Here is a 23,674-nt window from a genome sequence, read left to right as displayed (position 1 = left end):
GCGTTTTTGTCTACTGATAGAATATCGTTACTTGAGCTTTTCTTGACTTGACAAACATCCTCTTAGAAAAACCCTATTTCACCCAACTTTAACAATATTTCTGCTAGTTCATCATCCGTGATGTCTTGATTTGAACGGCCCATAAGTTGTGGACCAGTCAGGAATTCTTTAATAGTCATTTTTTGTTCTCTAAAAGCCCTAACAAAATCACGGATAGCAGTAATAGTTTTAATTTCAGCTTCTACCTGTTCAACCATACTCCCAATCGCATCTATTCCCCTTCGTGCGGCTTTACGACAGTCAGAAACCATTACCCCCTCTGGAGTATTTCTAACTAGGCGAAGTTCTTGTTTTAAGTCTTCATATTGGTGTTTGAGAATTTGATTTTGCTGCTCTATTTTCAAGCATTGGCGAGTTAAATCATCTTGATTATTCATATCAATATATTTACCGGTTTGATGTTGCTGTTCAATTTCCAACAATCGCGCCAAGTCGCCTTCTTGGTAAGCTTTGTTAATTTCTTTCATAATTTCAGTATGGAGTATTTGAGTTTCTCCATCTTTCACTTTGTCAGGGTGAAATATTTCTGCCAAACTTAGAAATATCTGCCGAATTTTTCTCGCAGGATCAGATTTGTCGCCAGAATAAAAGTTGAGACTCTCCTGGGGTTCTTGGTATTGCCTGTGTTCTTCTGTGTGCTGATGTGAGAAATCATCTGTTCCCCCCTCTGGGTTCGGATATTCTGCATAATTACTAGGATGAGGAGTGATGATTCTGGCAAATTGGAGTTGATTGTAAATTGCTAGAATATCTTTCTTGCTCTGCTTACTCAATTTCCTTTGATTCAAGATTTCATCAAACAGAGTATGAATTTCTCGGTCAATATCTACCAGGTTTTGTAACTGTGTATTAGAGCGATTTAATATATCTGTAGCTAGGGAACGCATCTGTTCCAAAAAGTTTTGCAGTTCAGTTCGTTTTCGCTTAATTTGTTTCAATAGCCACTGGTGTTCTTTGTCTAAGGCTTCTAGACGGATATGGACATATGAGGGCGCCAGCGATGTTGTGGTCGCTGACTGGGATGAAAAGGTGGATTTTTTCGGCATAAAGGAGTCCAGTCTGAGTAAATTTACATCTGATCAAATCGTACACCCACAATATTCAGTTTAATCAGTTAATTCTAGCGATCGCACCACAATTGCGGGAAACTGAAAGCAGATCATTAAGAAAGGAGAACCTAATGGGCTGGACTAAAGTTCTTGCGGCTGAGTCCCTGGAACCGAATGGAAGACAAGTAGTAAAAGTTGGCACACGTAAAATTTTACTTGTCAACCATGAGAATCAGCTTTATGCTGTAGATAACACCTGTCCTCATTTAAAAATGCCGATGAAAAATGGCAAGATTACCGAAGATGGGGCGATTGTTTGTCCTATACATCGCAGTGCTTTTGACTTAGGTACTGGAGAGGTAAAAGATTGGTGTCCATGGCCACCTGGTGTAGGTAAAGTCCTTTCCATGATTTCACAACAAAAAACCCTACCTGTATTCCCTGTGCGTGTGGAAGAAGGTAGTATTTGGGTTGATATCCAAGAGGAATAGTATCTTCTAAATGGCAAGCGTTAACTCACACTAGGGGCGATCGCTTGCCTGTATACAAATTGCTATAGTGAAGATGGCATAGTTATGAGTGGGAATCAAATCATGCTGGAAAATAGGGACTATACACTAATTATCGACAAAAGCGGTAGCATGGCTACCCCAGATCAGAAAGGTGGTAGAACTAGATGGCAATCTGCACAAGAATCTACCCTAGCCTTAGCCAGTAAGTGTGAGCAATTTGACCCAGATGGGATCACTGTATATTTATTTTCTGGTAGATTTAAGCGCTATGAGAATGTCAATGCGGCTAAGGTAACACAAATATTTCAAGAAAATGACCCATCTGGGTCCACAGACTTAGCATCTGTATTAAAAGACGCAATTGAGAATTACTTCCAACGCAAGAGCGCCGGTCAAACTAAGCCCAATGGTGAAATCATCTTAGTAGTAACTGATGGGGAACCCGATGACCGCAAAGCAGTCATGAAGGTAATTATCGAAGCTTCTCGCCGTATGGATACCGATGAAGAATTAAGTATTTCCTTGATTCAAGTTGGTACAGATATACAAGCTACCCGCTTTCTCAAGGTTTTAGATGATGATTTGCAAAGCGCTGGGGCGAAGTTTGATATCTGTGACACCGTGACAATGGAAGATATGGAGGATATGAGTTTATCAGAGGTACTACTCAATGCTATTACTGACTAGTTGAGCTCGGCGCTGTTCAAGATTGAATTAACCACAGATTATTCCTGGTGGTTTGGGCTTCTTCAAGTTTTAATTCGGTAGTGATTAAGTTAAAAGCATGGATTCTCTTGACAAGCTCCTGGGTGAACTCAAAGCTGAATATCATCAGGGTAAATCCCCAGGATCACAACCACAGAAAAACACAGCTAAATCCTCAACTCCACCACCACCAAAGTCTTTATCTTTAGAGGATAGTCTTTTGGCGCAGGTCCGGGCTGATTTTGCTGAACAAGATGCGCTTGAGGAGTTGCAAAAACAGCAAGCAATAGAACAGGAACAAATTCGCCAAGCTGAAATTAAGGCGCAAGGTTTAGCAGCTTTACGGGGGGAAGCACAAGCATGGTTGAAAACATTAGATCCGTTTTCTTCCGAAGGTCTTTGGTTTGAAAGGTTTGCTGAAGGTTATCCTTCTAAATTAGATGCGGCGATGGGATATTTACAAAGCGACGAATAAACAACTTAAAATAACCCGTTGTTAGTTTAAGCCTCTGGATGTTTTCTAGGGGTTTTATCTCTGGTAAACTTGGCTTTTAGCTAAATTTGTAAGGCCTTAAACCACTTACTTACGACTGTATTGATGGTTTGTTTGATTTGATGTTTACGATACCACTTTTGAAAAGCCATTTCGTACTCTTCCCCCTTAGTTTGAAAGGTATTCCAAGTATCTAGCCCTAATGTGCAGCTGCAAAATATTAAGAAATATAAAGACCAGGTAAGACCGCCACCGCCGACGAAATCTAACAGCATCAAAAAAGTGTTAATAATTCCGTAATTACCTAGACGTTTCTTGAATTTTCCGATGCGGTAGGCGTTAAAGGCTTGTCTTTGTTGGATTTCGCTCTGTTGCGATCGCCAGTCAATTTCTGCCAGATTCAGAGAATCTGGTGATATATCTAACTCTTGAGCAATTTCTAACAGTTGCTCATAAGAAAATTCCTTATTTTGGTCATCAGCTTGACGAGCGATCGCTAACTGAAGTATTTTCTGGACATCTTCTTGGCTATAAGAACGAAGCTGTTGAGGTTCAAATGCCGTCATAACATTATCTCTGAGTCTAAAAATTGGGGAATTGGCAGCTATTATTTTCACTTTATCTACACTAACAAATCTCAATGGGGTGTAGACAGATATTAGGGAAATTATCACCGGGGTTGTGGTTGCACAAAAGCGTAAATATCCTCAATAGCTTGTACCCAACCGTTAGAAACAGATTCCAGGATGCGATCGCCTTTTTCCTTGGTTGCGGTTGTAGCATCGCCAATTACCCCAGTTTTACTTATATCTTTTGTAGCCCAAGACACAGGTAATTTACCTTCTAAGCTCAGTAAACTCCTTTCCTCTTGTTCTGGTGGATACTCAGCAACAGCTTGATCCATTCTTACCTGTTCTGGTAGAATTGCCAGCATAATACTAGTTTCAGCATCTCCCGCGTGCATACCTTGGGCTGCTTCCTTAGGTGTCAACAATTCCTTAGTAATATGAGGCACACGCCAAGTAAATAAGGGAAACACTAAAAAATCACCATATTGAATATGCAAATCCCGGGCTACCATTTGCATAACTTGGGGTTGTCCACCGTGTGAGTTCATTAACACCAATTTTCTAAACCCAGCGCGGTAGATACTTTCCCCCATTTCCATAATTACTGCTGTCAGGGTTTGAGTACTTAAAGTAATAGTTCCGGGGAAATGCCAATGCTCATTGGATTTACCATAATATAGGGTGGGTAAAGCATAGGCGGGAATACTTGTATCTAGCTTTTTGAGTGCTTCCCCCAACACTCCCACACCAATAGCAGCATCAACAATTAAAGGTAAATGGGGGCCATGTTGTTCAATAGCGCCCACAGGTTGAATAATAACCACATTTTCCTTATTTGGCATAGCTTGGATATCAGTCCAAGTGAGGTAGGGAAAAAACCTTTCTGGGGGAATAAAATTGTGCATATTAGTACTACGGTTGACTGGGATAGATGACGAAGCTATCCGCGAATGACTGTGATATTTCTGCATTTGATTATAACTCCGATGATTGTTGACGGTTGAGGGTTGACCGACGCTTTATTAGCAACCATATGTGGGAATATTATTAAAATTAATCGTATCAATTGATGAGAACAGACCAAAAGGGGGTAAAAATACCCCCATAGCTAGGCGACCCAGACTATCGCCGCAATCAATATTTAGGCAAAGACAAACTGACTGGAATCGTTAACATTCAGTTGGGTTTGGTTCACCCCTTCAATCAGGGCGACATCAGTACCACCAACTCGAATCAAGGTGTTGCCATTTTGACTGAATAGACTAACTTGATTAGTAGTAATACCACCCATGCCAATGCGGTCTATACTTAGTTCAAAGTCCTTGATTACATTGGGTACATCGGGTAAAGAACTGCCAACTACCAGCCAGAAATTATCTGCACCTTTACCACCCCAGAGTAAGTTATTACCACCTTGTCCGGCGTAGAGACTATCATTACCATCGCCACCAAATAGGCGATCGCCCACGGTAGAAAACAGTTGGTCATCACCGGAACCACCATAGAGACGATTATGACCATTAGAGCTAGAGCGGAGGATATCCCGACCAGAGCCACCAAATAGTATTTGTCCCCGACCTTCTGCTACCTTGAGATGATCATGATCTGCAGCACCTAGAAGAATATTAGAATCATTTGCTTCTATGACTATCAGGGTGTCATTACCCCGACCCCCATCTACAACCGTATCAGCCACAGTCCCCTGGGCTCCTAAATAGAGGGTATCATCACCATCGCCACCGCTGGCAAAACTGCCACTACCTAGGGAAACAATATCATTGCCACGACCGGCATAAATATTCACATTACCGGCCAAACTAGCTTCCACCATATCATCACCGTTACCGGTAAAAACCATATACCCAGATTGAGTAATAGTCAGGTCATCATTTCCGGCTGTTCCCTGAATTATTGCCGATTTAGGTAGGTTTAGTGGTTGTTCTAACCGCAGCAGGATAATTTCATTATTATCTATAGCCGGTGGTCTACCTAGGGAAAATGGGTAGTTATTGTCGTTGGTAACAACAATTGTGTTCTCATCAATGACCACGACTGCCTCAATGGTAACAAAGGGGAAAGTAAATTTAGTGTTACCATCCCCATTTAAATCATTGGGATCGCTGATGTTGAGTAAGTCAACAAGCTCTTCCTTGGCTACAAAGCCGTTAGGGTCAATATTGGAGAAATCCACTTTAAATATTTTCTTGAATCCCGCTGTGGAACCTTGACCATTATCCCGCTCGATGACTAAAAATTCATCGTCATTGACTACTGTTAATGCACCGATGGCATGGTTAGGCTGTTCCATACGGTAGTACCCTAATAGCCCCTGAAATTCCTTGGACTGGGGATCTAGTTGATAAATCCGCAGGGAGTTGGGGGGGTCTCCTAATACTGTACCTTCTAGTAGTGGGTAAATCTTTGTCTTGTTGGGGCTGATGGCCATACCTTCAAATCCCCGGGAACGGGCTAAGTTAGGGGTTGAGGAAGCACTCAGATCAGGGCTATCAGGGGATAGAACCAGAGGAGCTTCCGGGTTTATAGTGTTGGCAATGCTGTAATTAGGTGTGGGAATGGGTGCATTTAATAGCCTACCTGTACTATCAAAGTGTAAAATATAGGGGCCAAATTCTTCGCCTATCCAGAAAGTTCCATCTGCTCCTACTACCAGGGATTCAGGGTCAAAGTCTGCACCAGTTAACAGGCGCTCCCTGGTATTCTCGTTAACAATTGGGAAAGGAATCTTATTGTCAGGGTCAGATAGTTGCACAAAATCCAACACGTTAACAGTAGCATTACCTCCAGCGGCGGTGCGGAAATTAGGAGTGGCGCGATAAATCCGGAGTAAATAATCAGGGCTATTAGCCTTACTGCCAAAACCATTATCGGACATTAACCAGAAGGAATTAGGATCGGCGATTTGGATAGCACTAAATCCTTGAATAGGCTGACTGTCAAAGGGTACTTGTCTACCATTGGTGTTACCAGTAATGGCACTACCAGATGATGGACCTGTAGCAAAAGTATCAGCAGGTAAGGAAGCGAAGCCCATCAGTGTAACTTTTGGTTGTGAAATAGGACTTCGTGGATTGTAAGAAACTGTATCAATTATCAGTGGGGTGGGGAAAGCAGCGGCAATATTTTCCCACGGAACAAACTTAAAGTTGCTGTTGACGTTTTCTAATTCCCCATCATCCTCAACCAATTTTTCTGGTCGATTATTCCCGTCTTGGGTGACAAATAAACCGTAAGGGAAGTTGGGTCCGAGGGGGACATTAATCACATCGGCACCATCTGACTCTTGTACGCTGTCAATGGCACCATTATTGCCCACAGCGAATCTCCCTAAGTATTCGTTATTACCTTGGCGATTATACACAGCAAAGGTGTCATCACCTTGACTAGATACTAGTAAATAGCCGGTACCATTGGCACCGTAGTAGATAGTCAATCCCTCGACATCATCAGTCAGATGTTGACCACCTAGGGCTTTAACTTGATCTATGAGGATACCATTGGTGTGGGCGGTGGGTTCTGCTAGGAATTTCCAAATACCGACATTTTCTTGACCAACGTACAGGAATCCGGTTTCTTGATCTGCTACCATACCCTCAGTTTGGGGGTTAACCCCGGGTGCTGTGGGAATAGTAAATTCCCTGACTCGCTCAACTCCAATCTTACCGTTACCCCGGTCTATCACCTGAAACTGAGCCACATCCCCTGTTTGTCTGCGATTGACGAAGACATAGTAATCATTGGTAAACGGGCTACGGTACATAGCCAGTCCGTAGGCGCTGCGGGAGGAGGTGGAATAGGGGGGGTTAAAGGGGGCTGTTTGGAATAGGTTACCAATACTGCGATCGCTGATATCTTCTAAGTATTTACCAGGTTCTGAGGGGGATGGGTTGATTTTAAAAAATACTAGTGTATCATTACCGCGATCACTGGCTACGGCAATATCTACAGACTCTCCCCCCAGATGAAAACCATACTGCAAATCAATGTTATTGTATCTAACATTACCCGGGTTGACAGTCTGTAATAACTTGCCAGACAGATCATAAACCCGGATACCGGCATTTTTAACCGCCGTTAACACCAAACTCTCCGCGGGATTGATAGCATTAACATAAATAGCCGGATCATCAGCGTCAGCATTCTGGTCAAGTAGTCCCTGGGCGGGGTCTTCATCATCAAACAGATCAGGACGAGTTTCTACCCTAGGGATAACAGTGGGAATTAAATCGGCACTCAGGGTTAAAATCTGGGTAAATTGATTCTGGTTAAAGTTATTATCACTGACTAGGACAATGGACTGACGACCATCCGATAACTCAGAACCAAAGGCTAAACCCTCAATATTATCTAACCCAGTATCTAGATTCAAATCATTGAGATTTAACAGTAAGCGTTTGTGTGCCGGTACAATCCCTGCTAACTGCTCAGAACTCAAATCCCTCAGGCTCTCGTAGAAACTAATGTCAGTCGCACCTTGAAGACTAACTTCGTAAATCTTGATAGTAAAGCCTGTTCCGGGAACCCCAAGAGAAAAAGATCGTTCCACAGCCAGCAAAGTCCCACGGTTATCAATAGCCAGTAAATCCACTAATCCATTATCACTAAAGGCGCTGACGGGGACTGGTGGTACTGCTACAGCATCGGTAATGTAGAGATATTCCTTTTCTGGTTGTCCAGAAAGTAAATTGTACTGGATAATGCGGGATGGGCTACCATTGACTAGGGAAGACCTTTCACCGTCTTGAATCAGGGCGTTTTCAGTGGCAGTGTATAAGGTTCTTTGGTCTGGTGTAATGGTCAGACTTTCAAAGGCTAGGTTATTACGAACCCCGGAGATTTGTCTATCTCCAGCATCCACAACCCCACTACCATTAGTATCCTCAATTATAGGTAAGAATTTATTGGGCACTGGTAAAGAGCGGATTTCTTCCCCTGACAGGGAATATTCCTTAACAAAGGGATCAGTGATACGTGCAGCATTAATATTGACCTCACCCTCAGAGGATACAAAGATAGTACCCTGATTGGTTAAAGCTATACCTTCTGGATCAACGGTCAAAGCTCCAAATAAACTACCATCAGTATTTTGGATGGGAGTAACATTGACAAAGTTGACATTTAATGTATCTAGATCAAGGGTAAAGGTATAGAAACGAGCTGGTCCAAATTGGGAGCGATCGTCAGAAATGCCATAGTAAAGATTGTTGGCGGCATCGTAGGCTACACCAGACAATCCTCCCATGGGGACGTTAACATCATTGATTGTTCCCGCTGTCCCTGGAGGAATAAAACCAGTGGCAAAGATAGTTTGTCCTGAAAACTCCACTCCCCGAAGAATATTACCAGAAACAACTGGCTGCTGTTGAATATCAACCCACACCAAACGATGATCGGAACTGGGAAAGGGAAAAGTCCCCACTGGGGAAAAATTGGGGTCAGTGTTTACAGGCCAAAATACTGCTGAGTTAATAATTTGCAGGTCAGATGAAGGTAGTACATAGTCAGCGCGTAGGTTACCAGGGTTATTATCAGCAAAATCCGCAGTATCGAAAGCTGGATTACCTTGGTGGTTAGCATTAGCACGCCCCTGTAATTCTGACTGTTGTACAGCGCCAACACTACTAGGAATAAAATTAGTGTTAATACTGGGGTTTTGTAGTAGTTGAAGAATGGCACGATCAAAACTATCTCCGTCAAAGGGATCAGCATTTTGGTCACCCATGATGACAAAGGAGGAACCAGGAGTTAAACCTCCTATTCTTCCCTGATCATCATATATATAGTCACCTTTCCCAGGAATAACGTAGTCAGACCAAAAGCGGATTTCATCATAGTTGCGCTTACCGTTGCGGTCTTCTAGACCATCAAACACAGGTGGTGTAGGGTGACTGGCTAAAACATGAATCGTTTTACCATCGATTTGGATGGGTACATCCCAATGACTCTTGGAAGAAAGGCGCAGCACTGCTTGTTCTTCTTGTGAGTACCAAGGAGTATCAGACCCAGGAAGGGCGATAGTGGGTAATAGGGAATCTGGCATATCCTGCCAGAGGAAGTTCAAGAAGGTACGAACGTTGGTAAGATCAATGGGGTATTTAGACAATAACAACATCCCAAATTGACCGGGATAACTGCCAAAACCAAAGGCGTCATCACCATAACCTGGTGTACCGGGAATAGTTGCAACTACACCGTTATTATTTAAATCAAATCCAGAGGAAATACCTGTGTTAGAGGGGGCAATAAAGTAATAGGGATAATCTACGGGCTGGGCACCATTTTGACCCACAAGCAAATAATTCTGCAGAAATAATTCCACTGGTTGAGTGGGATTTTCTGTAAAGTAATCAAACTCATTAATCAGTAAAATATCCGGTTGAACACGCTGAATTATTTCTGCTACACTTTTGGCTTGAGCATTATCAAGTACAGATAAATCTTCCCCCAATTTACCATTGGCATTGCGGTTTAAGGAGGCATTGAACTGAGAAAAGCGAATCGGTGTGGTGTCTACCATTTGCCAGTCCTAATTTCCATGTTCAGTAGTTATTTCTTGGTAAGCCAAACTCTTGACTACGTGGTTTAATAAATTACTAGTGGTAAATAAATCCCGAACCTTGGAGATACCATAGTAATCACAGTAGGGCATCCCCTGGATTAACTTGCTTTGCTATTTATTAATACCTTGCTTACCTTCTCCTGAAGCTAAAGCCTTGAGATTAAGAAATAATTAGTGAATGGTTAAAAATAATTGATTTTTCAGCGGTTGACTTTTCAGTGTTGACTGGCTATGACTGGGATAAATTACGCAGCTATTCTCGGATTTATGTAATATTTATACCATGGAGACTCATGGCTATTTCGGTGGTAGTGCGATCGCCCCTTAAACTCTAAGTATTAATCTTTGCTCACATTAATAATACAACTAACAGCGATCGCCTACCGCATCCAACGCTCTAACGCCAATTTCTCAGTTAAATCATCCCTGAATTGCGATCGCCTTAGTGCTGTTTCAATGCACTAGTTAATCATCACCCAAGTTCAACCAAAATAGCTGGAATAGTTATTCTTCTGTTTTGACATCGTCAATCTAGCGAGTGCCGATTAACCTCTGTCCCTTACTGTATAAAGGTTTGAGGCGATTTGTTAATATGCTAAAGTCCATTATGGCTAACGCCACGCTATCGCTATCAGCCGTTAAGTTTCTTGAACCATGGCTATCGCTATCGGAAAGTGCCTCTAGAGTTCTTACAGGGTAAGTGTTTAAAATGGGAGATTCCCCACTCCCTGGGGACACTAATCGAATGGAAACTTTATGTATTGGAATCAATCCAATTAGCATCCCGATGAGAGAATGATTGAAGCAACGCCATCTGGTAATCTAAAAGCCCGCTGGCTTCAATAAAGGTCTATATTTTAATTTGTAATGAATGTTTAATGTAAATTGAAACGCTTTTTGATAAGCATAATATTCGATAAATCCTCTGAGATTTTTTCGTCATAATTTTAAATCTTTCATCATACTGACATCTTTGTAACAAGATATCCCCGACTTCTTAGGATGATATTATCAGGTAACCATCAATTTTCATAGAAGTCGGGGATATTGTCCAACAGAAGCTTCCTAAAAAATCTACCTTTGGATAGATGACAGAATTATCTAAATAATATCACTTGATATTGAATATAAAAAAATACACTCATTTAACTATAGGATTCTAAGTAACCCACCAGTCCACTTTCAGTGGACTTTAGCTATCAGACAGGGAATTTATTCCCTGGCTAATAAGCACTAACAGCCTTTTCAGTCCCATGGTCTTGAAGTGAACCCAACCTTATGTAAAACTGAGGATCTTTCGTTTTATCGCCTACATCTGAGGAACTAAAACATGGCGCGTCTAGCCCTGCTGAGTGTATCTAACAAAACTGGTATAGTTGACCTCGCCCGTCGCCTGGTCGAAGAATTTGAATTTGATTTAATCAGCAGCGGGGGAACCGCCCAAACCCTCAAGGATGCGGGACTACCAGTGACAAAGGTTTCTGATTACACAGGTTCACCTGAGATTTTAGGTGGTCGAGTTAAAACCTTACATCCTCGCATTCATGGCGGAATTTTGGCGCGGCGGGATATTCCCCAACATTTAACAGATTTAGAAAATAACCAAATTCGCCCCATTGATTTAGTAGTTGTCAATCTTTATCCCTTTGAGGAGACCATTGCTAAACCCGGGGTAACATTATCGGATGCAATAGAACAAATTGATATTGGTGGTCCGGCGATGTTACGGGCTGCGTCGAAAAATTTCGCCCATCTGACGGTATTATGTGACCCTGGACAGTATGAGGAATATTTACAGGAACTACGCCAAAATAACGGGACTGCTTCCCTAGATTTTCGCCAGAAATGTGCTTTAAAAGGTTTCTCCCATACGGCTAGTTATGACCAAGCCATAGCAGCTTATCTGAGCCAACAATGTCAGAATACTTACAACCTGTCTGGTCAGCAATTGCAATCTCTGCGTTATGGTGAAAACCCCCATCAACCTGCTGCTTGGTATCAAACCGGTACAACTCCCACGGGTTGGGCTGCGGCTACGAAATTGCAAGGTAAGGAACTGAGTTATAATAATTTGGTGGATTTAGAAGCCGCCCGCCAAATTATTGCGGAGTTTACTGATACCCCAGCATCAACGGTGATTAAACATACTAACCCCTGTGGTGTGGCTTTGGGTAGTACCCTGGTGGAAGCATATCAAAAAGCCTTTAATGCTGATGCTATTTCGGCTTTTGGGGGAATTGTCGCACTCAATCACCCCATTGATGTGGCTACAGCGGAAGAGTTAACTAAGACATTTTTAGAATGTGTGGTTGCGCCCGGTTGTGAAGCGGCAGCCCAAGAAATTTTGGCAGCGAAATCTAAACTACGGATTTTAACTTTACCAGACTTGACTAGTGGCCCTAAAGAAACTGTCAAGGCGATCGCCGGGGGTTTTCTTGTCCAGTCCGCTGATGATAAAATAGCTGATAGTGGTCAATGGCAAGTAGTTACAGAACTTCAACCCACCCCGGAGGAGTTAGCTGAGTTACTCTTTGCTTGGAAGGTTTGTAAACACGTCAAATCTAATGCTATTGTCATTACTCGCGATCGCACTACTCTAGGGGTAGGTGCTGGTCAAATGAATCGGGTCGGTTCGGTAAAAATCGCCTTAGAACAAGCAGGCGCAAAAGCCCAAGGTGCAATTCTCGCCAGCGATGGATTTTTCCCCTTTGATGATTCAGTTAGAACAGCCGCATCTGCGGGAATTACTGCAATTGTCCAACCAGGTGGAAGTTTGCGCGACCAGGATTCTATCAAGGCTGCAAATGAACTAGGTTTAGTCATGGTGTTCACTGGTATACGTCACTTTTTACACTAAACTTCTGCTCAGTGGTTTATGACAGTTCATAAACTGTCACATATCAAACTTGCCTTTTGAATAACTAACTGTACTATCTAATAGTGTGTGAGGAGCAAGTTAAAAATAAAAAGCGTTTGGGGTGGAAACACGGCAACACTCCCAGGCGCTTTTTGTTTTTTCACCATTAGCTCTATGGCTTTGGTTTAAGATTTTCTTTCCAGTGGGTTAGGGATGTATTTAAAATCTGGTTCCCGATTCCAAGGGCCACGCTGATCCTTACCATCCCCATTTGCAGATAGGTTGTAATAAATATCAACGGTTTCATCGGGTTGAATATTCCCAAAAAATGGCTCACTTAATTTCCCTAATGAATCTAGAGCCTTCATAAACATTCTAGTATGAGAAACTTCCCTGGTTAACAGGTGCACTAAAGTATTTTGAGTCCCTTGGTCCGTTGCTAGTTTAATTAATTCCTCATAAGTTTGACGTGCGCCAGCTTCAGCTGCAATATTAGCTCTTAAATCCCGAACTACATCGCCACCTTCATTCAAGTAGTTTGCTGTCCAAGCACTCCCTTGACTATCTAAAAAATGGGGTCCCATACCTCTAACAGCAAAGAGAGTACTTTTATATGCTTCGGTCTGGTCGGTATTTTTGGTATGAGCTTCAATTAGTTTCCCCACCATTTCCAGGTGGCTAAATTCTTCAATCGCAATATCCTGGAGCATATCCCGAATTCCAGGATCTTCCACATGAAAAGACTGTACCCAATATTGCAAAGCTGCTGATAGTTCCCCGGTTGCTCCCCCAAACTGCTCTAGGAGTAGTTGCGCAAAACGAGGGTCAGCTTCAGAAACATTCACAGGGTGAATAGGCTCTTTTTTGTGGTAAAACATAAATACCTCTGATAAAAAGCATTTTTAATCGCAAGTAATAGCCCAGCGGAATAAAATCCTGGTCGGCTCAAAAATCAAGAATTTACTATCATTAAGTTGAGATTATCAATTCCCACGGATAATGCTTTCTGTCAGAGGAAATAGTTATGAGTATCAAAAGTAAGAAACCAGGGGTTATAAACCCCTGTCTGATAGCTTAAGTCAGATGAATCTGACTGGAAGGTTATGTGTTTGTTAGGCGATCGCCTGTACGGTTTTTAAACGCAAAGGTCGCTAAGTACGCGCAAAGGTTCGCAAAGGTGTTTGTTGACAATATTTTAATTAACTGCTTCCGGTCCAATTACCTGTTGATTCTGGCTTTCTTTTTTTCCTAGCTCTTGGTTTAATTTTAAGAGTTGCTCTAAAATGTCATCTTTAGGTTGAAATTTATAGGCTTCCATCACTAGTTTATCTAGTTGTTGATGGAGTTTATATAGTTTGCTGCTGGGTTCGTTGTAGAATTTATTATATAATGTGGTGATTCCCCACTGTTTAGACTCCATTTCTTGAGTTCGATATTCGTGGAGTTCTAGGGTTTTGGCTCGGATTTTTTCCACTATCTCCCCTGTTGCTGTCTGGGGAAAGGGAAAGGTTTCAAAGCAGGTATTATGTGTGTAAGCAATATCTGCTTTTAAAGTTGATTTTTGCGCGTGCATCCAAGTACGATGAATATTAGATGTTAAAATTCCCAGAATATAAAAATCATCAGACACAACAACTTTAGTTTTATTACCTGGTAGCCATTCAGAAGGACATGGAATAAAAATTGCCCATTTTGATACTTCTGGAACTGCAAAGTAATAAGATAGAGATGAAATGGCTTTTCTCATTTCTATTCTCTTACCTTCATATTTCCACCAGTTAATCTTTAATTTCTCATTTCGATTATTTTGACGTTCTATTGGGATAGTTTCTTTAATATGCTCAAAAGGTAATTGATACTCACTCGCATCTTCAATACTCATATCATTAAAATCAATAATCCAACGCTCTGGTTTACCATGGGGATTTTGCGCCAGATTTGCACCCATGGAAAATAGTTTTAATACCTCTTGATTTTTCCCATCCGCTTTTATCCATTCCTTTACTTGCTCTTCTGTCACCAAAAACCCTTTACCATTAGGTATCACTCCTTGAAAGCATTTATTCAAATTAGCTTTTAACCGCACAGCTTGAGAAACATCAATACTAGATTTCAAAGAAGAATTAATTCTGCTAACTACCTCATCATCTAAATAGTATTTACCCGGTTGAACTTTACACCAGTTAACAATACTTACATGAACTTTCGCCTCCCCTGACCATGGTTGGGTAGATACGGCTTCATGAATATAACCCTGATTTTGAGTAATATAATCTAAAGCCGCGACTCTACTTTTACCCTGACTGACTGAATTAGTCGCAACTAAACCCGCTCTCCCTTGTTCATCAAGGTGTTGGTGCGCTAACCTAAACCAATAGGCGCAAAAGTCTACTGAGTCTTTAACTTGGGGGAACTGTTGAAAAACTTTATCTATATATTCATCCCCTAAAGCTATTCTCATATGTTTACCCCCCAAAAATGGCGGATTCCCAATAATTGCATTGGCTTTTGGCCATTGACTAAATAAGGCATCCCCACAGATAATATTCCTATCTAAAGAATCCAAAGGTAATGCAGGCTCGGTTAACTGTAAGTTATCAATGGCAATTTTCCGCCCAATCATCAATGTTACCCGCGCTAACTCTACCGCAAATAAGTTAGTATCCATCCCATAAAATTGCATGGGGGTAACTAAACCCATCTGCATTTGCTTAGAGGTTAATTTCTGCTTTTCCTGGATTTTCTCTAATAACAGGGTTTCAATTCTCTTTAATTCCTGATAAGCTATATACAGAAAGTTGCCAGAACCACAAGCAGGGTCAAGAACTCGATAGCTCTGTAGTTCTAACTGCAATACTTCTAATTGTTTGAGGGTGTTAGCTTCCTCTATTCTTTCTTCCCAATAACGGCTAATGGTAGGTCGGACAATTTTCATGATGTCCACTTCTGAGGTGTAGTGAATACCTTTAGCGTGGCGCTCTTGTTTATCTACTGTTCCTTCAAATAAGTTACCAAAAATAGCCGGTCTAACTTTACTCCAATTCTCTTTAGCAGAAACATCCAGAAATTTTAATTCTTCTGGGGTTAGTTCCACTGGTTCAATGTGGGAAAATAACCCACCATTAAAATACTCTACCCCTTGATAACGTCCCGCTGGGGTTTTTCCCGGTTGGTTCATTTGCTGGAATAATCCACCCAAAACGTCATAGGAATTTGCGCCATTAATACACTCTTGAACGCAAGAAATAAACATATCCCGTGGTAACAGTTGTCTGTCTTCAGCAAACATAGCTAAGACGCATTGCAAAATAAACCTTTGTGCGGTTAGTTTCGTAACTCCCCGGTTTTCTAGTTCTAGGAGTAATTCCCCCATGCGCCGGGCGGCTCTTTCTGTGACTTCTACCTGGTTGTTATTGAATACGGGAGTTTTATTGCCAAATTCCATAAAGGCGAATGCTCCCGCCCTTTCTGGTAGCTGCTCTAGGGAGATTTGATCTACGGGTGTATCTAGCTGAATGTCAAAGTCAAATATCCAAAATTCATCAAAGTTACATAATATGACGTATTTAGGGCGTTGGGGTACTAATCTTGTCCAGTAATCAAATGCTTGGGAATAATGTTTACTCAGGTCTTCGCCGCGTTTTTTCATCTCAATTAATACGCGGGGTTTCCACACTAGGTCAGCAAACCCGGTTTTACCTTTTTTACTTCCTTTTTTGATGGGTTCTTCAAATTTCGCCCCCGCGTCTAAGGCTCCTTGGTGTCCAAATGCTCTAAAAAATCTGTCTAAGAATGTTTGCGCTTCTTGTTTTTCTTGTCCTTTGATGTGTTGGTGACAAAAGTTGACAAATTTATTTAGGCTTTCGGGGGTTGCTGCTGTCATTTTTGGTGGAGTGGGATGTAAGAAACCAGGGGTTATAAACCCCTGTCTGATAGCTTAAGTCAGATGAATCTGACTACCATAATTTAGCTAGAAGTCGGGTATCTGTGGGTATCACAATAAAATCAAATCCCCTCCCCTGACACGGGGAGGGTTAGGGTGGGTTTAAGTAATATTTTATACATTAATCATCAATTTTCCAACATCCTCTCGTTAACCAGATCAAATTGCTCGGGAAAATCGCTGTGCTTTGGTTTGGTGATAATTGTCAAATATAACAGCAATATTTCTGACTAATAACCTACCAATATCTGTCACCTCTATGTCTTTGGTTGATATGTTCACCAGTCCATCAGCTTGGAGTTGTGCTAAAGCCTCTAGTTCATTGGTAAAATATTTATCGAAATTGATGTGATATTTGTCTTCTATATTTTGCTTATGCAGATGAAAGTGAGACATAATAGACATGATTACATCCCTTCTGATGATATCATCTTGAGTAAGTTTAACACCTTTACTTATAGGTAACGTATCGGAGGCGATCGCCTGATAATAATTCTTTAATTGCTTGTGGTTCTGTACATAAGCATCATGGAGCATACTAATAGATGTAGCACCAAAGCCTAATAGTTCGGTTCCTGCGTGGGTGGTGTATCCCTGAAAGTTACGCTGGAGGGTACGATTTTGTTGGGCGATCGCTAGTTCATCATTTTCTTTAGCAAAATGATCCATACCAATGAAGAGATACTTATTAGTTGTGAGTTCCTCAATGGTCATTTTGAGGATTTCTAGCTTTTCCTGGGGTTGAGGTAATGCGACTTGGGGAATATTTTTTTGTGCTGGTTTCATCCATGGTACATAGGCGAAGTTAAACACAACAATGCGGTTAGGATCTAATGCAATGGTTTTGCTGACTGTTTCCCGAAAGGTCTGGAGAGTTTGATGGGGTAAACCATAAATTAGGTCTACATTCACACTATCAAACTTGGCTGCTTTAATCCAACCCATGACATCAAACAGTAATTCTTCTGGTTGGATGCGATTCACAGCAATTTGGACTTGGGGGTTAAAGTCCTGAATACCAAAACTAATACGGTTAAATCCTACCTCACGCAGAAAGAAAATATAGTCCTGATCAACGTAACGGGGATTAATCTCAATGGAAATTTCAGCTTGAGAATCAATATTAAAATTATCTGTAATTTGTCTCCACAAAAATTTGACTTGTTCCTGGTTTAAATAGTTGGGTGTACCACCACCCCAATGAATTTGTAAAACCCTTCTATCTGTATCAATCAAGGGGGCCATGTTGTTGATTTCTCGCGCCAAATGTTCTATATAAGGTTTGGCAATATTCTTGTTTTGAGAAATTACTGTATTACACCCGCAAAAGTAACAAGCAGTCTGACAAAAGGGAATATGGAAGTATAAGGATAGGGGAGATTTTCGGTAGTTGGATGCGCCGATGGCGGTGTGAAAATCACTTATAGTAAATTCTGTATTTAATTCCGTAGCGGGTGGATAACTTGTATATCGGGGTGCAGGAGTATCATACTTTTTGATCATCTCTAGATCAAATTTAACACCAGGCAAGACAAAAACCATCAAGACCTCCAAAAAACTGTAACCATCCCGCCTCATGTAGCGCGGCGGAAATCAAACTACCAATACATTTCTCTGCTTTCGCTGTTGTCTAGTGTAAAGAGTTCCCCCAATGGGTGATGTATTGACTCCCACCAAATAGCCTCAATTACAGAAATTGGCTGCGATCATCATTGGTGGTAGGCATCGCATTATTGTTCTCTCATAAAATCATTTAACTATTAATATTTGTATAGCTATAAACTTATTAATATTTCTTTAGATTTGGCTGGTTTTCACCGTACACATTTAGCCTCTAATAGTCCCTGGGTTCCCTGGATGACTGGATAAAATCGGAATTACCAATTGGTAGTTAAGATTATTTCTCTAAAATTACTTTTCAATAATTTAACTGATGTCTGATTTTGATAATTTATGCTTATATAAATATGAAAAGATCAAACATGAAAGCAGTCTCATGGTTAAGTCTGTTGAAACTACCAACCCCAATTACACCAAACCAGGGATTAAAGCACCAGTTCAGGAAACTTTGTTAACGCCTCGCTTTTATACCACTGACTTTGAAGCGGTGGCTAATTTGGATATTTCCGCGAATGAGACTGAGTTGGAGGCCATTGTCGCTGAGTTGCGCGCTGACTATAACCGCCATCACTTCGTGCGCGATGAGGAGTTTCAGCAATCTTGGGAGCACGTTGATGGAGAAAAACGCCGTGCTTTTATTGACTTTTTAGAGCGTTCATGCACGTCAGAGTTTTCGGGGTTTTTGCTGTTTAAAGAATTATCTCGCCGACTCAAGGCCAAAAATCCCCTCTTGGCTGATGCTTTTAATTATATGGCACGGGATGAAGCACGCCATGCGGGATTTCTGAATAAATCTATGGCAGATTTTAATCTGTCTCTAGACCTAAGTTATCTGACTAAACACCGGACATATACTTTTTTCCCACCAGAATGGGTAATTTATACAGTCTACCTCTCGGAGAAAATTGGTTATTGGCGTTACATCTTAATCCATCGCCATATACAGGCAAATCCTGAATATCAATTTTATCCTCTGTTCCGTAAATTTGAAAGTTGGTGTCAGGATGAAAACCGTCATGGGGATTTCTTTAAAGCCCTGCTGCGATCGCAACCAAAATTATGGAACAATTGGAAAGCACGATTGTGGGTGCGATTCTTTTTACTAACTGTATTTGTCACCCATACCATTACAGTATTTGAACGGGCCTCATTTTATGAAGCCATTGGTATACACCCGCGCAAATACAATAATACAGTCATTCAGGAGACTAATAATACCTCAGCCAGGGCTTTCCCGGTAATTTTAAATACTAATCATCCGGAATTCTTCTGGAGATTAGAACAGTGTTTCATCAACACCCAGAGACTGACGGAAATTAAGGAAAGTAATCGTCCTGGAATTATCAAGTTCTGGGAAAAAATCTCCCCCACTTGGGCGATTATTTCCCATATGTTACGTCTGTACTTGATCAAACCCATTAATACTGAATCAACACGCGCCACAGTTAGTTAAATTTATTCATGGTAGGTAAAACCCCATCTTTTTAGGTGGGGTATGTCTGCATTTTCGTTATAATTTCCTCTAGTCATTGATAATTTATTCTAGGGAAGATGGAAACAGAATTTACTAAGTATCATGGGTTGGGGAATGATTTTATTTTAATAGATAATCGCTTGTCATCTTTACCATTGTTGACTCCTGAACAAGCAGTTAAGTTATGCGATCGCCATTTTGGCATTGGTGCTGATGGTGTAATTTTTGCCTTACCAGGAGAAAACGGTACTGATTATACTATGCGGATTTTTAATTCCGATGGTTCAGAACCGGAAATGTGTGGTAATGGTATTCGTTGTTTAGGCAGATTTTTAGCTGACTTAGAAGGGGAATCTAGAACCAAAGACTCATATCATATTCATACCCTAGCAGGTGTAATTACACCCCAACTCATGGCTGATGGTCAAGTCAAGGTAGATATGGGTTTACCCCGGTTGCTAGCTGGGGAAATTCCCACAACCCTGGGGACTGCTCAGACAAAAGTGATTAATCAACCCTTAGAAGTAGCAGGAAAAACCTGGGAAGTTACCTGTGTAAGTATGGGTAATCCCCACTGTATCACCTTTGTGGAAGATGTCGCCGCCATTGACCTAGAAATGATTGGCCCTCAATTTGAACATCATCCAGTCTTTCCCCAACGTACAAACACGGAATTTATTCAAGTAGTCAGTCGGGACTATTTAAAAATGCGGGTGTGGGAAAGAGGCGCAGGTATTACATTAGCTTGTGGAACTGGTGCTTGTGCTTCCCTAGTAGCAGGGGTGTTAACTGGAAAATGCGATCGCACCGCCACTGTAGAATTACCCGGTGGTCCGTTGCAAATTGAATGGTCACAAACCAACCAACGAATTTACATGACAGGGCCAGCTCAACGAGTCTTTACCGGTCAAATTTAAATCAAATTTAAATCAAATTTAAACTTTATTCCCCGATCAATTTTGACGACACCGGAGGTTATCCCCCTCCGGTTTTGCTTTTTGTGACTTTGATCAAACAACCTTGCTACCCATAAACATAAAAAATATGTCTTAGGATAGATGCAATAAATTTTATACAATGTTAAAGATATTATTACTACTTAAGTATATTTAATAACTCCAATAGCAATTAAAATCTCAATAACCCCGATGAAACACAGGATATTTAAACCTAGTTTTTGAGTAATTAACAATTAATACAGTAACATTTCTTACTTATACATAAATCCATTAGCATGACCCCAACCTCTAGACCCTATATTATTCTTAGCAATCAGGGTCAAACACTCCCCAAATTTGAACTTACCCAAAGCCAACATATCATAGGCAGAGATCCCCAACTAGCAGACTTATTAGTACCTCCAGACTGGACAGTAATTAGTCGCTGTCAAGCTACTTTAGTCGAAGTTGACGGAAATTACTACATTTATGATGGCGATCGCCTGCAACCAAGTAGTAATAAACTCTTTATAAATAATCATTTAATTAGTCATGATTTAGGATATTTACTCCAAAACGGAGATATTATTAAAATAGGTCAAAATTTTAATATTTTAGTAACATTAGAATTTCACAACCCTGGCAGTAGTTCTCATCACCATAAAACTTTATTTTTCTCATCCATCTGTCTCAAGGAAAAGTCAACCGTTGTAGGTAGAGACCCCACAGCTAACTTACAAATTATCGCTCCTACCATTTCCCGTAGACACGCGGTGATTGAATATATCAGGTCAGGGGAATATATTTTGTATGATTACAGTACCAATGGCGTTTTTGTCAATGGTAAAAAAGTCAATGGTAAAACTCATCTTACCTCTGGTGCAATTATTAAAATTGTCCCTTATACCTTAGTCTTACAAGGAGATGAATTAGTCATTTCCGATACAGGTAATCATATTCGCCTTGACGCCAAAAACATTCTCAGACTCGTTAAATATAAAAATTCCCAAAAAGTCTTACTTAATAAAATTTCTTTACCCATAGAGCCAGGCCAACTAGTTGCTTTAGTTGGGGGAAGTGGAGCAGGTAAATCTACTTTAATGAAAACCTTGTTGGGGATTCAACCTACAAGCCAAGGCGCAGTTTACATCAATGGAGAAAACCTCAGACAGAGCTTTAATATTTATCGCAATCAAATCGGTTATGTACCTCAATCAGATATTATTCACAAGGAATTAACAGTTACAGAAGCTTTAAGATATGCAGCTAAACTCAGACTTCCCCCCGATACTGATCTAAATTCAATTATTCAAAAAACCCTAACTCAAATTGAACTGTTACCCTGTCGGGATGTGTTAGTTAAAAACCTCAGTGGCGGACAATTAAAGCGAGTTTCTATCGGAGTAGAGTTATTAGTCGATCCTAAACTATTTTTTCTAGATGAACCCACATCAGGGTTAGACCCAGGTTTAGATAAAAAAATGATGCAACTGCTCAGAAAGTTGGCTAATCAAGGCAGAACCATCATTTTAGTTACCCATGCTACAACTAATATTGATCTGTGTGACCGCATTGTATTTCTCGGTCAAGGTGGTAACCTCTGCTACTTTGGCTCATTTGAGGATGCCTGTGTATTTTTTAACTTAAATAACAAAGATTTCGCAGATATTTATATCGAGTTGGATAATCAAGAAGTTGTCATCAGAACTGCGGAACTATTTAAACAGTCACCTTATCAAACCCAATATATTGACCAACGCTTGGGTATGAGCAATTCCCACATCATCACAGCCAAACCTCGCCAAGTTCAGGCCTCTTTAGTAGATCAAACCTGGATATTAGCCCAAAGATATCTACAGTTAGTGATTCGAGACCGAGTGAACTTAATTATCTCCCTGGTCACCGCACCCCTTGGTATTTTACTGATTAATTTAGCCATAGCAGATCAAGAACCCTTTATTCTCCCTAGTGAAGCTAACCCTAGACTAGCTCCCCTAGCTCAAACTGTGGTCTTGGTCTTTACTTGTGCTGCTATTTGGATAGGTTTAGGTACTTCTTTACAAGAAATTGTTAAAGAAAATGATATTTATTTAAGAGAAAGACTAGTTAATTTAAGTTGTTTTAGCTATTTAACCTCAAAGGTATTAGTTCTTTCGGGAATAGCTTGTTTACAAACCATAATCATGGTCATTGCTATTCTCATCAGTTTTGCTGCGCCAGATTCTCTAACAGTTCCCTGGTTTTATGGCGTTTCTATTACGAGCTTTTTGACTTTATTTTCTTGTTTCTGTCTAGGGTTAATGGTTTCTGCTGCTGTGAAAAACAGCACCCAGGCTAACAGTGCTTTAGTAGTATTACTATTACCGCAAATTATTTTCTCTGGAGTTTTATTTAAAACTGAAGGAATCAGTAAATACCTTGCCTGGTTAATGGTTAGTCGGTGGTCTGTGGGAGCTTATGGATCTTTGGTGAATATCAATGCTTTAGTCCCAGAGCCTATTTTACTTCCTGATGGTACTAGCATCCCAGCACCATTTGCTATCACCGATGTCTACGAACCCAGTTGGGATAATCTCAGTCTCAACTGGAAATTATTGCTCCTGCATAGCTTAGTTTATCTGATAGTTACCTTGATCATTCAAAAAAAGAAAGACATCCTCTGATCCCAGTTGAAAAATTCCCTACTAATTACCAATGTTTTCTATGATGCTAACTCAAGAATATTTCGCAATAATTATCTTAAACAGCAAAAAATTAGGGACAATTACTTCTGACTTTTTCTTTGATTATCGACAAAGTATATCAATTTACGCCTCAAAAATAGACTCAAATTTCTACTTTAATATCCCCTAAATATAAACCCACAGAAATTTATTT

14 protein-coding genes are annotated in these 23,674 nt (G+C 40.7%); 7 read left to right on the top strand and 7 right to left on the bottom strand.

Features of this window, described 5'->3' with window-relative positions:
• Positions 1-62: 62 nt before the first annotated feature.
• Entirely contained in the window at positions 63-1,106 is a 1,044-nt protein-coding gene (locus IM676_RS13310) for a J domain-containing protein (protein WP_200987349.1), read from the bottom strand.
• Positions 1,107-1,240: 134 nt separating this feature from the next.
• On the opposite strand from IM676_RS13310, the gene IM676_RS13305 reads away from it, so the two are divergent.
• The 3 genes from IM676_RS13305 (at position 1,241) to IM676_RS13295 (ending at position 2,801) form a co-directional block, all read left to right on the top strand.
• The gene (locus tag IM676_RS13305) at positions 1,241-1,600 is read left to right on the top strand and encodes a Rieske (2Fe-2S) protein (protein ID WP_200987348.1); all 360 of its coding nucleotides are present in this window, start codon (positions 1,241-1,243) and stop codon (positions 1,598-1,600) included.
• A 102-nt stretch (positions 1,601-1,702) separates the two neighbouring features.
• Complete coding sequence (locus tag IM676_RS13300; RefSeq protein WP_200987347.1) at positions 1,703-2,308, top strand: vWA domain-containing protein; 606 nt, start codon at positions 1,703-1,705, stop codon at positions 2,306-2,308.
• A 97-nt stretch (positions 2,309-2,405) separates the two neighbouring features.
• A complete protein-coding gene (locus IM676_RS13295; protein ID WP_200987346.1) occupies positions 2,406-2,801 on the top strand; it encodes a salt stress protein, Slr1339 family in 396 nt (131 codons plus the stop codon).
• An 80-nt stretch (positions 2,802-2,881) separates the two neighbouring features.
• On the opposite strand, the gene IM676_RS13290 is transcribed toward IM676_RS13295, so the two are convergent.
• The 3 genes from IM676_RS13290 to IM676_RS13280 form a co-directional block, all read right to left on the bottom strand.
• Positions 2,882-3,385 (bottom strand): 2TM domain-containing protein, encoded by a 504-nt coding sequence (locus tag IM676_RS13290; RefSeq protein WP_200987345.1) that lies wholly within the window; start codon positions 3,383-3,385, stop codon positions 2,882-2,884.
• Positions 3,386-3,489: 104 nt separating this feature from the next.
• Complete coding sequence (locus tag IM676_RS13285) at positions 3,490-4,293, bottom strand: creatininase family protein (RefSeq protein ID WP_200987344.1); 804 nt, start codon at positions 4,291-4,293, stop codon at positions 3,490-3,492.
• A 236-nt stretch (positions 4,294-4,529) separates the two neighbouring features.
• Complete coding sequence (locus IM676_RS13280; protein WP_200987343.1) at positions 4,530-9,923, bottom strand: phytase; 5,394 nt, start codon at positions 9,921-9,923, stop codon at positions 4,530-4,532.
• Between the two features lie 1,372 nt (positions 9,924-11,295).
• On the opposite strand from IM676_RS13280, the gene purH reads away from it, so the two are divergent.
• Positions 11,296-12,822 carry a bifunctional phosphoribosylaminoimidazolecarboxamide formyltransferase/IMP cyclohydrolase gene (purH, locus tag IM676_RS13275; protein ID WP_200987342.1) on the top strand — a complete coding sequence of 509 codons (1,527 nt, stop codon included), beginning with the start codon at positions 11,296-11,298 and terminating at the stop codon, positions 12,820-12,822.
• A 185-nt stretch (positions 12,823-13,007) separates the two neighbouring features.
• Here purH and IM676_RS13270 read toward each other — a convergent pair whose 3' ends face one another.
• From IM676_RS13270 to hemN, 3 genes are all read right to left on the bottom strand, one after another.
• Positions 13,008-13,700 (bottom strand): manganese catalase family protein, encoded by a 693-nt coding sequence (locus IM676_RS13270; RefSeq protein WP_200987341.1) that lies wholly within the window; start codon positions 13,698-13,700, stop codon positions 13,008-13,010.
• A gap of 317 nt (positions 13,701-14,017) precedes the next feature.
• Entirely contained in the window at positions 14,018-16,705 is a 2,688-nt protein-coding gene (locus tag IM676_RS13265; protein WP_200987340.1) for a DNA methyltransferase, read from the bottom strand.
• A gap of 219 nt (positions 16,706-16,924) precedes the next feature.
• Complete coding sequence (gene hemN / locus IM676_RS13260; protein ID WP_200987339.1) at positions 16,925-18,307, bottom strand: oxygen-independent coproporphyrinogen III oxidase; 1,383 nt, start codon at positions 18,305-18,307, stop codon at positions 16,925-16,927.
• A 454-nt stretch (positions 18,308-18,761) separates the two neighbouring features.
• On the opposite strand from hemN, the gene acsF reads away from it, so the two are divergent.
• From acsF to IM676_RS13245, 3 genes are all read left to right on the top strand, one after another.
• Positions 18,762-19,838, top strand: coding sequence for a magnesium-protoporphyrin IX monomethyl ester (oxidative) cyclase (gene acsF, locus IM676_RS13255; RefSeq protein ID WP_200987338.1), 1,077 nt, complete (start codon positions 18,762-18,764; stop codon positions 19,836-19,838).
• Positions 19,839-19,936: 98 nt separating this feature from the next.
• Complete coding sequence (gene dapF, locus IM676_RS13250) at positions 19,937-20,776, top strand: diaminopimelate epimerase (RefSeq protein ID WP_200987337.1); 840 nt, start codon at positions 19,937-19,939, stop codon at positions 20,774-20,776.
• 317 nt (positions 20,777-21,093) lie between these two features.
• Positions 21,094-23,460 carry an ATP-binding cassette domain-containing protein gene (locus tag IM676_RS13245; RefSeq protein WP_200987336.1) on the top strand — a complete coding sequence of 789 codons (2,367 nt, stop codon included), beginning with the start codon at positions 21,094-21,096 and terminating at the stop codon, positions 23,458-23,460.
• The last annotated feature ends 214 nt before the right edge of the window (positions 23,461-23,674 follow it).

Source organism: Anabaenopsis elenkinii CCIBt3563, from assembly GCF_015245355.1.
Classification (GTDB): Bacteria; Cyanobacteriota; Cyanobacteriia; order Cyanobacteriales; family Nostocaceae; genus Anabaenopsis; species Anabaenopsis elenkinii.
Note: the sequence above shows the minus strand (reverse complement) of the source record. Positions and strands in the feature narration are given on the sequence as shown.